Raw genomic sequence first — 15,342 nt, forward strand, 5'->3', positions numbered from 1 at the left:
ATTATGATCTTTTTTCTATTGGCGGAAAGTAGAGTTCACTCCCTGGTTTTAATTGCCTGAAATTAACGAGGCCATTTGCTTTGGCAACTTCCAGATAGTATTTGGAGTCTCCGTAAATTCTTTCGGTCATTAAAGGAAGGGTATCTCCATCTTGTACTGTTCTTTTGTGGGTGAGATCCGGAGACTGTTTATTTTCTTCTTTCGCAGCAAGTTCTTTGCTGATTGATTCACTGAATTTTGCTTTTCCTATAGCTCTTAATGCTTTTCCTTCATTGGTAAACATTTTATAGTCTATGGTAAATTCTGAGAGTATTCCTTTAAAGTGAAGGTCTCCCCAAGTGATAACGACATTATAGGGCTTGTGAATAGTTCCGTCAAGCTTACCGGTAGCATTATAGAAGTCTGTTATCTGTTGCTCAACAGCTTTCTTTATAAAAGCATCTTTTTTTCCTAATTTTTCAGCAATTGTATTTATTAGTTTATTGCCGGGATTTGCCTGTGTTACCCCTGTACCATCAAAAAGAAATTCCAGCTGCAAGTCTGAAGGAGGTGATGCGATATAACCTAAACTGGCTTTAGAACTGCCTTCTGCCTGATCGGTGTTATGTTTGGTTTTGTAAGTCATTGAGAAGCTTGTAGGATTGATAAAAGCTTCAAAAGCATCAGTGTTAATTTTGCTGCTGTTACTATAAGTATCATCCTTATAAGTGTCTATCTTTAATTTTGTAAGTGCTCCTCCCATTATCTTTCTTTTTTACGTTGTTGAATGTTTACTGCCTGCTCTACACTTTCACTCACGGCCCGCATGATCTTTGCCTCATCTACTGATGTAGCAGTGGTCTTAGCTGCTGTTTTCTCGTCCACATTTATTTTAATGTGAAGCTCTTTTATTTCTATTGGCATTTCGTTTGTTTTTAATTGATTTTTAATTTAAATATTTAAAAACCAATGATTTAACCTATATGTTTTAAAAAATCCAAGCACATAAAGAGTGCGTTCAGTCCTGTGATAGACTAATCTGTTGTTGTTTTCTGAAAAATAATTGTGCTAAAAGTTATCCTTAGACGAAGACACTTTCAGGTGCTCAGATTTGATTTTAGAAATTACAAGCCTAAGCTTGCTAACGATGAAGGTATCGTGAAATATCTGTATTTCAGTTCTATTGTTTCAATAGCCAATTTGCTTTCTTCCGCATTGAATTCCGAGACTTCCCATCTCACCGGGTAAGCTCCCACTACATTCCAGACCATCAAAGGTGCTGTAGACTGGAGTCCTCCTGAAAGGGTAACGATGAGGTTTCTGGGTTCAAATTCAAAGTTTTCCATCGCATTTCTGCACCAGCTTATCAATCCGGAACTTACCATTAAGCCACGCTTAAGAACTAAATTGGGATATTTTGGCCTTAAAGGAAGCTGATGGATAAATCTGTTTTCCCCTCCTTCGGCATATTCTTCAGCTTGAATGTCTGTGTATAAACCAGATATAGACTGAAATCTGGAGTCAATACCCTCTGTTGTTGAAATCCCATTAACAATAAAAGAGAAACTGGTTGGAGGATATAAAAGAGCCATGATTAGTTATTTTCAATAGTTAATCCTTCGTGCGCAATTTCAAGGGTTTCGATAGCGACCTCATTCCCATCTGCTTTCAAATCGCTGGAAAGCATTTTTACAGGGAAAGCATTTTTAACCTTCCAGGTTACTGCTGGATTTCCGTTCTCATCTAAAAGAGAAATAGTAATTGATCTTCTCTCAACCGTATTGAGCTGTACAGACCGGAACCACTCGAAAAATTCATTGTCTCCCTGGAAAGTCCCTCTTTTTAGAGTGATATTACTGAACACTTTCAATCCCGGCATCTTTGTTTTACTGAAATCGGGGCTTGCTCCATGTCTGTATTCAACTACAGCCGTTTCTAAATTCATTCCCGATGCTTCAGTAAACCCTAATTTTGTTCCGCCCCAATCTACTTCAAAGGCAAACTTTACTAATGGATATGTACTCATAATTGTATGTATATTTTAATTGTTATTTACTTTAAGTTTTATGCTTCCTGCAGCTTGTGAGAAAAACGAAGCACGATAAATTCTGCAGGACGTACTGCTGCCATACCGATCTCAATATTCATTCTTCCTTCCAGAATATCCTGTGCAGACATGGTTTTATTTAAGCCTACGCTTACATAATAGGCTTCTTCAGGCTTGCTTCCTGCCAAAGCGCCGTCCTGCCACTGCTGGTTCAGGAAATTTTCGATCATCGTCTGTACGCGAATCCATGTATTGGCCGTATTGGCTTCAAAAACGAAACGCTCGGTCGATTTTTTCACAGATTCTTCCACCATATTGAAGAAACGGCGTACTGAGATATATCTCCATTCGTTGCTGTTGCCGTCTAATGTTCTTGCTCCCCAAACCATAGGTCCTTTACCTGTAAAGGTTCTGATCGCATTGATGGATTTACCGGATGTAGGATCTACGTTAAGACCTTCCTGATCTTCGTGAGAAATTTTTTGGATTGGAGCCACTACATAGTTCAGTCCCACGTTTGCAGGCGCTTTAAACACTCCTGAAGTACTGTCTACTTTAGCATACACTCCTGCCATTGCTGATGATGGAGCCAATACTACCCTATGAGATTCCATAGCATTTTTTGCAAGGTTGTACAGTTCTGTATCATTTGTTTTCCAATGCTCCAGGGTATTGTTTCCTACAGTAATCGCAGGGTCATAGCTGTACGTAAGAACCGTTTCCAATTTTGGATAATACGCCGCTCCGTATTTTAAACGTTCTCCGCTTGGTCCGGATGTTACATTGCTTCTAAAATCAGAAACTGCAGTATTAGAGTCTCCAAGTACATCCATAATAACAAATCTGTCTTTCATAAGCTCTGCCTGATCTAAAGCTTTTTCGAATAAATCGTAAGCTGTGCTTAAATTAGCAGCATCCGGCAAAACGATAAGTGTTGGCTCATCTTCTTTTTCCAGCGTATCAAGCCCTGCAATCATATCATCAAAATCTACAGCAGCCGGAAAGCCTGTTGCCAAATCTCCTACTGAAACAATATAGCAAGGCCCGCCACCATTGGCGAAATACATTTGCATGGCATAATACATTTTGAAAGCACTTGGTGTTAAAGTAGCAGTTACTGTTCTCGGTGTATTTGCTGTTGCAGCGTTTACAACAATTGAGAATTCTTCATTTTTTGCTTTTCCGAAAAGTGTTTCATATTCCAGCAGGGAAGAAATTCTTGTTGGCTGGTTTTTCGGGCCTTTGGCAGTATATCCGATGAACGCCGGGATGGCTGTTTCTACTTGTGCTACAGACGGCGGGAATTTTGCAATTTCCTCTACGTAGACTCCTGGTGTTTTGTAATTCATTTTTTTTTAATTTTTAAAGTTAATATTCGTTATTTTCAATAGTTAATCCTTCGTGCGCAATTTCAAGGGTCTCGATAGCTACCTCATTCCCATCTGCTTTCAAATCGCTGGAAAGCATTTTTACAGGGAAAGCATTTTTAACCTTCCAGGTTACTGCTGGATTTCCGTTCTCATCTAAAAGAGAAATAGTAATTGATCTTCTCTCAACCGTATTGAGCTGTACAGACCGGAACCACTCGAAAAATTCATTGTCTCCCTGGAAAGTCCCTCTTTTTAAAGTGATATTACTGAACACTTTCAATCCCGGCATCTTTGTTTTACTGAAATCAGGGCTGGCTCCATGTCTGTATTCAACTACAGCCGTTTCTAAATTCATTCCCGATGCTTCAGTAAACCCTAATTTTGTTCCGCCCCAATCTACTTCAAAGGCAAACTTTACTAATGGATATGTACTCATAATTGTATGTATATTTTAATTGTTATTTACTTTAAGTTTTATGCTTCCTGCAGCTTGTGAGAAAAACGAAGCACGATAAATTCTGCAGGACGTACTGCTGCCATACCGATCTCAATATTCATTCTTCCTTCCAGAATATCCTGTGCAGACATGGTTTTATTTAAGCCTACGCTTACATAATAGGCTTCTTCAGGCTTGCTTCCTGCCAAAGCGCCGTCCTGCCACTGCTGGTTCAGGAAATTTTCGATCATCGTCTGTACGCGGATCCATGTATTGGCCGTATTGGCTTCAAAAACGAAACGCTCGGTCGATTTTTTCACAGATTCTTCCACCATATTGAAGAAACGGCGTACTGAGATGTATCTCCATTCGTTGCTGTTGCCGTCTAATGTTCTTGCTCCCCAAACCATAGGTCCTTTGCCTGTAAAGGTTCTGATCGCATTGATGGATTTACCGGATGTAGGATCTACGTTAAGACCTTCCTGCTGTCTATCAGAAATTTTTTCTGTTGGTGCTTCCACGAAATTCAAACCTACATTAGCCGGGGATTTCCATACTCCGGAAACGCTGTCTACTTTAGCATACACTCCCGCCATTGCTGATGATGGAGCCAATACAACCTGCTTAGATTCGATGGCTTTTTTAGCCTGATTATAGAAATCTGAGTTCGTTCCTTTTAATTGTTCTAAACTTGCAATCCCGAATGTACCTGTAACTAAAACATCAGCCTCATTATAATCGTAGCTTAATATTGTTTTCAGTTTTGGATGATAAGCAGCTCCGTATTTTAAACGTTCTCCACTTGGTCCTGATGTTACATTGCTTCTAAAATCGGAAACTGCAGTATCAGAGCCTCCAAGTACATCCATGATGACAAATCTGTCTTTCATAAGCTCTGCCTGATCTAAAGCACTGTTGTATACCGAGTAAGCAGCAGTAATATCCGCTGAATCTACACCTGCCAATTCAAGAGCATAAGCTTCTGCGTTCTGGGCAACAGTTGTAGCAGTAGTAAAGAAAGTATTATAAATACTTGCAGCAGCTTGCGCGGCCGTCTTCGCTCCTGCAGCATTAGCAGCATTCTGAACAGCTTTAGCAACAGCTTTCGCAGCCTCATTTTCGGTAATCTGACTAAGAGTACTTGAGCCAGAAACTGGATAAGTGGCAACTTTGGCATTGGCAGCTGTAATCGCAGCCTGAAGGTCTCCTCCACCATCAACCGCTGTAACAACAACGGCAACAACAGCACTGGCGGCAGCTTTGGCTTTCGAGGCTAATAACTCATTATCTTCTGCAACCTGAGCAGCAGCCTCAGCGGCATCAACTTCAGCAGCTACAGGAACCAAGCTTTGAATATCCGGGAATATGATAAGTGTTGGTTCGTCTTCTTTTTTAAGCAGTTCAAGACCGTATAATAAAGTTCCTGCGGCTGTAGAACTTCCAACGGTTACCTGATTTGTATAATCTCCTACGGAAACGATATAACAAGGCCCGCCGCCATTTGCGAAATACATCTGCATGGCATAATACATTTTAAAATTGCTTACTTTAGTCTGTGTTGCAGATGCAACGCCATCCTCAAAAGCTACTGCAAACGCTTCCGGATTTGCTTTTCCGAAAAGCTGCTCATACTCCAACATAGAGGTAATTCTTGTTGGCTTATTCTTCTGGCCTTCCGCAGTATATCCTATAAAAGCGGGAATAGCCGTTTCAACTTGCGCTACGGAAGGCGGAAATTTTTCATGCTCCTCCACGTAAACTCCAGGGGTTTTGTAATTCATTTGTTAAAAATTTTTAAATTAAGATTAATATACCTCGAAGTAAACTTCGAATGTTTTTATTGTGACTGATTCTATTTCAGATTTGTTATAATTGGTGTGAGAAATTCAATACGATAAATTCCGCAGGACGTACCAATGCTATTTTTACGGTTATATTCATTGTTCCTGCTTTAACGATATCACCTGAAACTTCAACATGATATGCTTCTTTTGCGGTACTTCCGGCTAATGCTCCATCCATCCATTGCTGGTTAAGGAAATTTTCGATCATTGTTTCAGCATGCAACCAGGTTTGGGAAATATTAGGTTCATTAATGAATTTTCCGTCTGTTAATGCTCTGTCTATTGAGAGTTTAATCATATCATAATAGCGACGTACGTTGATATATTTCCAGATATTTTCTTGGTCGTCTTCGGTTTTTTCTTTTGCATCCATCGTTCTTGCTCCCCAAACCAATGTTCCTTTTCCTGTGAAAGCTCTGATAGCATTTACTGATCCTGCATCATTGACATTCATATCTGATTGTTCATGATCCGAAACTTTTTCCGTGGGCCCCAGAACATAATTAAGGCTCACATTGGCCGGTGCCTTCCAGACCCCTCTGGTTGCGTCTATTCTGCCATAGACACCTGCCATTGCTGCGGACGGCGGCAGAACAACCTTTAACAATGAGATTTCTTTTTTAATCTGATGATAAAGTACCGAATTGGACGATTCTAAGTTTTTCAGGGTTTTCCCGTTTGCAGCGCCTACCTCATCTTTTACGGCAAGAATCGCGTCTATTAATGCATCAAACTCTCCACTGAAAACAGGAGTACCTGCTTCTAGATCATCCGGGATCACAAAATCATCTATTGTTCCATCATAGATAGCTTCCAGAACGGCTTTTGCTTCTTCAATAGCTTCTATTAAATCTGCTTTTGCATCTAAAGGCTGGCCGGAAGTTTCATCTGCAGTTTCATTAATTTCCTCTGCGATAGCGATAGCCTGGCTTAATAAATCAGCCAATACTAAAGCGTCAACCGATACGCTTTCTATTTCTTCGCTTGCCATGGCTTTTAATTCCTCTAAAGCTGCGATTTCACCGGCATAAAAAACGGCACTGGCCTGTCCTTCACTTTGTAAACCCGTATGCACAATAGGCGTATCGGTTTCATCAAAAGTATAATTTAAAATCGTGGTTAAATGAGGGAAATAAGCTGCAGCATGAGTTGTAAGTACTATATTATTTCTAAGATTAGCAATGGTATTACGATTATTGGATTGAGTTACAGAATTTCCGTAGTAGGTATCTATTATGACAAACCAGTTTTTTGCAGTGGATGTAATTTTGGCAATCGTCTGATTATAGATCGTATAAAAATCGGCTTCGGGTAATGATACGGCATCAGGGAAAACAATAAGTCTGGGTTCGTCTGAATGATTAACCCTATTCAGGCCTGCAATCAAATCAGCAAGCTCAACTGTTCCGGATGTATAATTTCCTGCTGACAGAATCTCACAAGGCCCGCCTCCGTTGGCAAAATACATTTGAAGGGAATAATACATTAAAAACTGTGCATCCGGTGTTATGATTTCTACACCTTTATCTTCTGTATCTCTAAGGAGGATACTTTCCTTTTTTGCTTTTCCAAAATGTTTTTCATATTCCAAAAGAGAACTGATATTCCTGGGACCGGTATGCTCTTCAGGAATCATTTCGGTATATCCAATAAATACCGGAATCGCTGTATCTATTAATGAAACCGAATTGGGAAGCCTGGTAATTTCTTCAACTGAAATACCTGGTGTAGTTGGATTTTGCATGTTTAAAAATTTAAGTTAAAGGTTATTAGTTTTTGGTTAGTTTTTTTTGCTGTGTTTATCGGTCATTATCCATAATATTTAGTTTAACATAGGTCACGCAATTTTTTTAATTATAAACATTACGGACAACCTATTGATTATTCTACTTTAATGCTTTTGATATTTACTTCGTCAATTAAATTAACATTCGTTTCTCCAATTGCTTCAATTTTTACAACGCTTACCTTGTACAATGCAGAGGGCATTACTTTTCCTCCCAACAATCCCCAAATATAACTCAGCTGTTCAAAAGGAATAGAGTGCAGTTCAATTCTGAACCTGAAATTTTTATTCACATTGGAATCCGTATATTCCAGCACATTATTGGTTTGAAATATTTCGATAACTTTTGAGATATCCGATAAAGATTTGTCATAAGCATTACGGTTGGCGGCAACCATAAGATACAGGTTCAGATAAGCCGGCGGGTTTTGCTTTTTCATATCATACAAAAGAGGATCTTCACTTACAGTGGTTCTCGTATACCATGATCTGTTTTTCAATGTTGATTCTTCTTCAACATTCAGGAGTGTGATCACTACTTTATCATCAAGACCCGAGGTATCATCTTCATGTTTTGCTATATCATCTACTACTGCAATATCTCCGCTGTTCTGACCGTCTTTTAAACCATTTACCGGATCATTGAGCTTATTTTTTAAAATTGTCAATACTTCTTTAATCATAATTTTGCTCTTTATTATTACGCTGCAAACATACAATCCCACTCTGTTAAAAGACAAATATTTTGAGGGGTCAAACCTGTCTTTGCAGTAAATATTTTTTTGATTTTTTCATTATTTTTTTAAAAACAACAAATATAAAGTATTAAAAATCAATATACTAAATATTTTAATTTAAAATAAAAAATGAAATAACAGATTGTCTAAATCCAGTTGCAGTGAAATTTTTTGATTTGATTTTCATCATTTCTTTGAAAGCAGAGTACATGAATTTCTATTAATCTTTTTTAACGCAGAATACACGAAGTTTTTTTAAAGAATATTTGTTTTTCAAGCTTTTCTTTTTACTGCAAAGACAGAACGGAGAGGTCCCAGAATTCGAAAAATGGGATTTCTTCTTCTAATTTTGACCCCAATAATCTAAAAACTTAAATCATATGAATATCAGAAAAATCTTTGGCAAGCGCAATGAAATCATTGGCGGCCATTTTAATGAATTGCGTGCAAAAATAGGCATGGCGAATCAGGATGAGGAAGCAATTTTTTCTTTACGGGAAGAAATATGCAATGCCTGCCCCTTAAAAAACGGCAACAACTGCAATGCCATGAAATGGATGAATCCAGAAACCCTTGAAGTTGCAGATGCTCCCAAAGACCATTTCATAAGAGGCTGCGGATGCCGGCTGAGCGCAAAACAAAGATCAAAGCTGAGCCTTTGCCCGGCAGGTTTCTGGGGTGGAGAATTTGACAGGAAATAAAGCGTTGAAAATTAAAACATGGCCTAATAAATCTATCGAAGTGAATCATAATCATATTATTCAGAAAGTTTTTATTGAAATTACCGTCAGCAATAAAGAAAAAGCACATTATATAAAAGATGATATCAACAGCTTTTTGTCTATTGATGTTTTCCCGGAAATAGAAAAATACATCAATGATTTAGAGGCTCAACTGCACGGTCATACAGTGCAGATTCCCCGGCTGAAACTGGATCTTGATGTAAAAAACAGTTCGCTTGATTCTGAATTAAAGAATAAAATTACAGAGCTTTTTAAAGAGCAACTTTCAGAAATAATTCGGCCAGGTGATGTATCTGATGAAAAAACAGAACATCGGTCCAAGCCATATTGGGTTAATAATGAAGAAAAGATACTGCAAACTTTTATCTATTTTTTAGAGAATGGATTGATGCCATGGTGGAATTCTGGGAAAGAAGGTATGGACTTACTGGAAACAACTGTTTTTGCCGATCTTATTGCTACTCCGGGTTTTCAAAAAAATATAATTCCTGTTTTGCCCAAACAATATGTACAGGAACGGATCATCAATCAGCTTTCGGATGAACAGATTGCTCAATTATGTTTAACCATTTTAGAAAACAAAGATTTACAGATTAATCTAGATATTATTGTGAAGAGCCATTATCTATCAAGTCTGAATCCCGCTGAAAGAACTTTTATATGGCGCCTGGTTTTCCTTGCATTGATAAAATATCTGCACTCCTCAGAGGCTTATCTCCGGGAATATCTTTCAGAGCATGTTTCAAAAGAAAATCCGGAATTGTTCAGGAAAAAAATAAGCCATAAAACCCGTAAAACTTTAGCCCAAATCTTTCCTTTTATTGAAGAAAATAAAATTTTTGAAGGGGGTCAAAATCAGGAAGACAACAAAAACACTGAAATTATTTCAAATACCCATAAAGATGATGAGGAAAATATCTTAAAAACACCCATCAGAACAAAAGATCAGAAGCCTAAAGAAATTGGTAATGACGGAATTCCAGATGACGGACAGTATGTGCAGAATGCAGGACTTGTCCTGATACACCCTTTCATTAAAACTTTCTTTGAACATTGTGATCTTCTGAACAAAGAAACCCAGAAACTCACTGATCCTGAATTGTGTGCACATTTGCTTCATTATGTTGCTACCGGAAATATCAACGCTCCTGAATACGAAATGATATTTGAAAAATTTTTATGCAATATACCGATGCATCAAAGTATCAACAGGCATATCAAACTTTCCAGGAAGCATAAAAATGAGGCCAAAAATGTTATTGAAAGTGTGCTTCACAACTGGAGTCCGATGAAAAAATCATCCCCGGCACTATTACAAAATGAGTTTTTTCAACGGCCGGGCAAACTTGTTGTTACCGAATATGATTACACGCTTACGGTAGAACGAAAAACTCAGGATATTTTGATGGACAAACTTAGCTGGGGAATTGGTTTTGTAAAATTACCGTGGAAGGAAAAATTTATGCTGGTAAATTGGTAATTTATATGTTCAAAAAGCTTTGACCTTTGGAGTTAAATTTTCCCACGGATCGCAAGGATCTTCACAGAGAAAATAACATATGAGTCACAGAGAATTTTTTGATAATCTTGAAAATATTTCAGAACATATTAGAAAAATCAAAGACTTTAAACTTTGTATACTTTTTTTTAACATCAACCATTTAACACCTTTACACAACATAAATGTCTTTTGCTGCTTTTGTGGTTAAAAATTAAACCACGGATTGACGCAGATTTTCACAGAAACGTTAACATATGAGTTACAGAGACTTTTTTTTGATAATCTTCTGTGGCTCATGTGTTCAAAGCTTTGACCTTTTTGCGGTTACATCTAAATTGGCCGAATAAACTTTTATATAAAACAGAATAGATTAAAAGAAAATAGCGAATATTCGGTTTAATTCTTAAATTAGTCTCATGAAAAGGAATCTTTATCTCATCATCATATCATTTTCTCTTGTCAGCTGCTATACCTATCAGGTAAAAAAACAACCTGATCCGATGGCAGCAAGTAAAGATGCGTCTAAAAACAACGGAAAGCAGGGAAACATGCCTCCTCAGAATATGACCTCGCAGCAACCGGCACCTCCGGCACCTGTAAATGTTCAGGAGAAACTGGCAGCCGGCAAAAATGTAAAAATAGATGTTGACGGCAAAAAATACAAAGTAATTGTGGACAAATGGGAAAGAGACAGCCTGGTCGCACATCCTGTTCATAATGCAAAAAAGACACTGAAATTCCATAAGAATCAGATTAATGCAGAAAAGATTGCAGAAAAACGTTTTTCACAACCGATCGCGGATATCATTACCGTAGTTGCTTATGCCGGAATTGGAGTTGCAATCTACTCTCTTCTGCAATAATGCAAAATATAATAATAACAACAGACCCATATTTTAATGGGTCTGTGTTGTTTTAAGGCTTATATAAAATTATGTTTTTTCGCAGAATGATATTGTGATCTCTGCATTGATACGAATCTTTCGGTTTTTGGCTTTACCTGCATCAATTAATTCTTCAATTTTTGCTTTGTCATTTTTTAATTTCGGGATTCGTTTCTGAGAATTCTCATCATCGACTCCAAATCTTTCCAAAGAACGCCAGTTGTTTAAATTGTGATAATTTATTTTGAAACTGTAAATCTTGGAAAGTATTTCTTTAGCATCTTCTGGAGAAAATACGCCCTTGATCAGAAAAAATGTATTGTCTGTTTTGATGTTTGTATTTTTAATAGTATTTGTTTTCATCTTATTTAGAATTGAAATTGTAATAAAAATTTTTAAATCAACAATAAAATCCTCAACTATCTCTGAGATGTTCTATATTACTGCCCCTGCGCTAAAGAATAAGCCACTTTCCCGTCAAAAGAATATAGATTTTCGGTTTTTATGACATCAATATCTTCCTCTATAGCTCTGGTGAGTAACGTGGCAATATCAATTTTACTGATTTCCAGGCTTTGCTGAGGCCTGAATCTGCAGCGCCAGTGATCGGTACAGAAAGTCTCTTTGAAACCATCCGGCCAGACTTTGATTCCCCTGTTAGTAATTACATTAAGTTTTATGCCTCCTATTTCCAGGCGCTGTAATTTACCGGCCAGCTCATTGGCATCCGTACCGTTCCAGTGTACAAAAAGATCCACTCCGTCCAGTACTTTTTTAGCTTTGGCTCTGCGTCTGTACTTCGGAAGGTTAAGGGTATAATTATTCAGGTGCTGAACGGATTTTAACACTGATGGTTTTTTACCAAGATTAAGCACAACCGCTTGTGCAAATTCCTGTGTTCCAACTTTTTTTATACTTACGCCTTCTTTAAATATATCAGCGGTATGAATTCCGTCTTCCAATGTTTTCAGCCATGCATTATGTACTTTTTCAGCCACCTGGTTTTGTCCGATGTGATTCAGCATCATAATCGCTGCCTGAATAAGTCCGGAAGGATTCGCTACATTCTGTCCGGCTATAGCAGGAGCAGACCCGTGAATCGCTTCAAACATGGCACATTCTTCTCCTATATTTGCTGAGCCTGCAAGACCGACTGAACCTGTAAGCTGTGCTGCAATATCACTTAAAACATCACCATACAGATTAGGCATTACCACCACATCAAACAGTTCCGGTGTATCTGCCATTTTCGCAGCTCCGATATCAATAATCCAATGTTCATTTTCTATTTCAGGGTATTCAGCCGCGATTTCATTAAAAACCTGGTGGAACAATCCGTCGGTCTGCTTCATAATATTATCTTTGGTGAAGCATGTTACTTTTTTTCTGTTCTGCTGTTTGGCATATTCAAAAGCATAACGGATGATTTTTTCGCATCCCGGCCTGCTTATCAGTTTTAAACATTGCACTACTTCATCCGTCTGCTGATGCTCAATTCCTGCATACAAATCTTCTTCGTTCTCTCTTACGATCACAATATCCATTACGGGATGTTTGGTTTGTATAAAGGGATAAAAGCTTGCACAAGGCCTTACATTGGCATACAAGCCCAGAAATTTTCTGGTGCTGACGTTAAGGCTCTTGTATCCGCCACCCTGAGGGGTTGTGATGGGTGCTTTCAGGAATATTTTATTACGCCTGATTATTTCCCAGGATTCATCGCTGATACCTGATGTGTGTCCTTCAAGGTAAATTTTTTCTCCGATTTCAATTTCATTAATTTCAATTCTCGCACCTGCTGCTAAAATGATCTTTAGCGTTGCATTCATAATTTCGGGACCGATGCCGTCACCTTTGGCTACTGTAATTGTTGTCATAATACTTTTTTTACATGACAAAGTTGTGCATTTTAATTCATTTATTTTTATTTATATTTGTAATTGATAACATAAAATAATTTTATGAATTATACGCTTAATCAGCTTCAGATTTTTTTAAAAGTTGTACAAACAGGAAGCGTAACCAAAGCGGCGGAAGCGTTATTTCTGACACAGCCTGCAGTTTCAATCCAGCTGAAAAATTTCCAGGATCAGTTTAATATTCCCTTAACGGAAGTTGTCGGCAGAAAGCTTTATGTAACCGACTTCGGTAAAGAGATTGCGCATGCAGCGGAAGAAATTGTGAACCAGATTCATTCCATCAACTATAAAACGTTGGCATATCAGGGACAGGTAACCGGAAGGCTGAAAATTTCGGTTGTTTCCACCGGGAAATATGTAATGCCTTATTTTCTTTCGGGTTTTATCCGTCAGCATCCCGGAATTGAACTTGTAATGGATGTTACCAATAAGGAAAAAGTGATTGAAAGCCTGGAAAACAATGAGGTAGATTTTGCCCTTGTATCAATCTTGCCAAGTGCATTAAATATTGAACGGATGGATCTCCTTCAGAATAAACTTTACCTTGTAGGGAATTCCCAAAACAGCGAGCAAACCATCACGCTGGAAGATTTTGAGAGCATTCCTTTAATTTTCAGGGAGAAAGGATCCGGAACGCGAACAACTATGGAAGGCTTTATCAAACATAAAAACATCTCTGTTTTAAAAAAAATGGAACTCACATCCAACGAGGCCGTAAAACAGGCATTACTGGCAGGATTGGGCTATTCTATCATGCCGCTTATCGGAATCAGAAATGAACTGTACAATCAGGAGCTGAAAATCATTCCTATCAAGGGTCTTCCCATAAAGACCATGTGGAGTCTGATCTGGATGCGTGGTAAAAAACATTCCCCGGTTTCTGAACTGTATTTACAGTATCTTCAAAAAGCCAAGGCAGAGATTATCGAAGAAAGGTTTAGCTGGTGTGAGCAGTATTAGGATGTTTGCAAGTTTCTTGAAAAAATACAAATCGGGCTGCCTTTTCAAGGCAGCCCGATTGTTTAATGTTGAATTGGTGTAACCTTTTCAGTATTACGATAATTTATTATTAATTCATTTCCTGAACATAAAAACTAATTGTATCCAGTTTAATATTAAATGCTCTTGATTCACCGGTTGTTGTAACAGCATTTTTTGCATTTAGAAAATATATACTGTCGTTTTTAATGATAAAAACTCGTTGGAGAATTTCCCATGAAATTTCAGATTCTTTTCCGCAAGAGGTTATTACAAAATACGGATTCGTTATTGCACCACCTTTTGATTCTACATTGCATTTACAATCTTTTTTCAAATTATAGCATTCTGCAAGCGGTGGTGAATACCAGTCAACAGTATCACCTTCTGCATTTACAACAGGTGGTGTTTTATAATGGTAAACATTCTCGAATTTATTTCTAACATCTAACGGAAGATCTTTATAGGTTATTCCTTTTTTTTCCGGCTGCGAGCAGCTGTAAAGAAAAAATAGCAAACATATTGTGAATAGTGGCTTCATACTTCTGTAAGTTTTTTTAACAATCAATGCTATATAAAAACTCCCTTACAAATGCAAGGGAGAAATATTTAATAAAAATTATTTTTAATATAATTTCTATTTGTTAACTTTTTTCGTTGCTTGTATAGCATCTCTTTCAAGTTCTTTTTTGTAAATAAATTTTTGAGAAAAATCATCTTTCATAACAAGATAATGTGACTGGAGTTCCCAAATATCTATTTCATTTTTATAGAAATCAAGGCTTTCAATATAAAAGTTATGCTCCGAATCAATTTTAAACCATTCAGTTACTGTTTTATCAGAATCATCATAGATATATAAAATATCAGAATTATTTTTAGAATTATTCCAAAATTTAATTATTCTTCGATAAATACTTTTGTCACTTTCTATAGTAAGCATAATCTTTTCTATTAATAATTTATCAAGATTAAGATATTCGTATGGATGTATATATCTTGGTGTAGATCCAAATAAGAAATCTTCATTATCATCAAAATAAAAATCGGGATCAAGTTCTACTGTAAAGGTAGTAGAATCACCATATAATGTATATTCTATATTAATTCGCATATCT

At 37.3% G+C, this 15,342-nt stretch carries 17 protein-coding genes; 4 read left to right on the forward strand and 13 right to left on the reverse strand.

What is annotated here, in order from left to right; all coding sequences use genetic code 11:
* Window position 1: 1 nt before the first annotated feature.
* From M0D58_RS05375 to M0D58_RS05415, 9 genes are all read right to left on the reverse strand, one after another.
* Window positions 2–742 carry a CIS tube protein gene (locus M0D58_RS05375; protein WP_248394057.1) on the reverse strand — a complete coding sequence of 247 codons (741 nt, stop codon included), beginning with the start codon at window positions 740–742 and terminating at the stop codon, window positions 2–4.
* A complete protein-coding gene (locus M0D58_RS05380; RefSeq protein WP_248394059.1) occupies window positions 742–903 on the reverse strand; it encodes a DUF5908 family protein in 162 nt (53 codons plus the stop codon). The genes M0D58_RS05375 and M0D58_RS05380 overlap by 1 nt, the downstream gene beginning before the upstream one ends.
* 200 nt (window positions 904–1,103) lie before the next feature.
* On the reverse strand, window positions 1,104–1,571 hold the full coding sequence (locus tag M0D58_RS05385; protein ID WP_248394061.1) for a phage tail protein: 468 nt from the start codon (window positions 1,569–1,571) through the stop codon (window positions 1,104–1,106).
* Between the two features lie 2 nt (window positions 1,572–1,573).
* The gene (locus tag M0D58_RS05390; RefSeq protein ID WP_248394063.1) at window positions 1,574–2,005 is read right to left on the reverse strand and encodes a phage tail protein; all 432 of its coding nucleotides are present in this window, start codon (window positions 2,003–2,005) and stop codon (window positions 1,574–1,576) included.
* A gap of 38 nt (window positions 2,006–2,043) precedes the next feature.
* Window positions 2,044–3,375 (reverse strand): phage tail sheath family protein, encoded by a 1,332-nt coding sequence (locus M0D58_RS05395; protein ID WP_248394065.1) that lies wholly within the window; start codon window positions 3,373–3,375, stop codon window positions 2,044–2,046.
* A 19-nt stretch (window positions 3,376–3,394) separates the two neighbouring features.
* Window positions 3,395–3,832 (reverse strand): phage tail protein, encoded by a 438-nt coding sequence (locus M0D58_RS05400; protein WP_248394067.1) that lies wholly within the window; start codon window positions 3,830–3,832, stop codon window positions 3,395–3,397.
* A gap of 38 nt (window positions 3,833–3,870) precedes the next feature.
* Window positions 3,871–5,613, reverse strand: a complete 1,743-nt coding sequence (locus tag M0D58_RS05405; RefSeq protein WP_248394068.1) for a phage tail sheath family protein — start codon at window positions 5,611–5,613, stop codon at window positions 3,871–3,873.
* An 85-nt stretch (window positions 5,614–5,698) separates the two neighbouring features.
* A complete protein-coding gene (locus M0D58_RS05410; RefSeq protein ID WP_248394069.1) occupies window positions 5,699–7,420 on the reverse strand; it encodes a phage tail sheath family protein in 1,722 nt (573 codons plus the stop codon).
* Window positions 7,421–7,557: 137 nt separating this feature from the next.
* A complete protein-coding gene (locus M0D58_RS05415) occupies window positions 7,558–8,145 on the reverse strand; it encodes a Pvc16 family protein (protein WP_248394070.1) in 588 nt (195 codons plus the stop codon).
* A 434-nt stretch (window positions 8,146–8,579) separates the two neighbouring features.
* Here M0D58_RS05415 and M0D58_RS05420 point away from each other — a divergent pair, with 434 nt between their 5' ends.
* The 3 genes from M0D58_RS05420 (at window position 8,580) to M0D58_RS05430 (ending at window position 11,306) form a co-directional block, all read left to right on the forward strand.
* Window positions 8,580–8,900, forward strand: a complete 321-nt coding sequence (locus M0D58_RS05420) for a hypothetical protein (RefSeq protein ID WP_248394071.1) — start codon at window positions 8,580–8,582, stop codon at window positions 8,898–8,900.
* A 40-nt stretch (window positions 8,901–8,940) separates the two neighbouring features.
* Window positions 8,941–10,422, forward strand: a complete 1,482-nt coding sequence (locus M0D58_RS05425) for a contractile injection system tape measure protein (protein WP_248394072.1) — start codon at window positions 8,941–8,943, stop codon at window positions 10,420–10,422.
* 437 nt (window positions 10,423–10,859) lie between these two features.
* On the forward strand, window positions 10,860–11,306 hold the full coding sequence (locus tag M0D58_RS05430; protein ID WP_248394074.1) for a hypothetical protein: 447 nt from the start codon (window positions 10,860–10,862) through the stop codon (window positions 11,304–11,306).
* 69 nt (window positions 11,307–11,375) lie between these two features.
* On the opposite strand, the gene M0D58_RS05435 is transcribed toward M0D58_RS05430, so the two are convergent.
* Both M0D58_RS05435 and M0D58_RS05440 read right to left on the reverse strand, forming a co-directional pair.
* Complete coding sequence (locus tag M0D58_RS05435; RefSeq protein WP_248394075.1) at window positions 11,376–11,690, reverse strand: hypothetical protein; 315 nt, start codon at window positions 11,688–11,690, stop codon at window positions 11,376–11,378.
* A 77-nt stretch (window positions 11,691–11,767) separates the two neighbouring features.
* Window positions 11,768–13,204, reverse strand: coding sequence for an NADP-dependent isocitrate dehydrogenase (locus tag M0D58_RS05440; protein WP_248394077.1), 1,437 nt, complete (start codon window positions 13,202–13,204; stop codon window positions 11,768–11,770).
* Window positions 13,205–13,288: 84 nt separating this feature from the next.
* Between M0D58_RS05440 and M0D58_RS05445 the strand changes: the two genes are divergently transcribed.
* Window positions 13,289–14,206: a LysR family transcriptional regulator gene (locus M0D58_RS05445; protein WP_248394078.1), complete on the forward strand. Its 918-nt coding sequence runs from the start codon at window positions 13,289–13,291 to the stop codon at window positions 14,204–14,206.
* Between the two features lie 109 nt (window positions 14,207–14,315).
* Here the strand turns inward: M0D58_RS05445 and M0D58_RS05450 are convergent, their stop codons facing one another.
* Together M0D58_RS05450 and M0D58_RS05455 are read right to left on the reverse strand one after the other, a co-directional pair.
* On the reverse strand, window positions 14,316–14,765 hold the full coding sequence (locus M0D58_RS05450; RefSeq protein ID WP_248394080.1) for a hypothetical protein: 450 nt from the start codon (window positions 14,763–14,765) through the stop codon (window positions 14,316–14,318).
* Between the two features lie 96 nt (window positions 14,766–14,861).
* Window positions 14,862–15,338, reverse strand: a complete 477-nt coding sequence (locus M0D58_RS05455; protein ID WP_248394082.1) for a hypothetical protein — start codon at window positions 15,336–15,338, stop codon at window positions 14,862–14,864.
* Between the last annotated feature and the right edge of the window lie 4 nt (window positions 15,339–15,342).

It is taken from the genome of Chryseobacterium nepalense (genome assembly GCF_023195755.1).
Classification (GTDB): Bacteria; Bacteroidota; Bacteroidia; order Flavobacteriales; family Weeksellaceae; genus Chryseobacterium; species Chryseobacterium nepalense.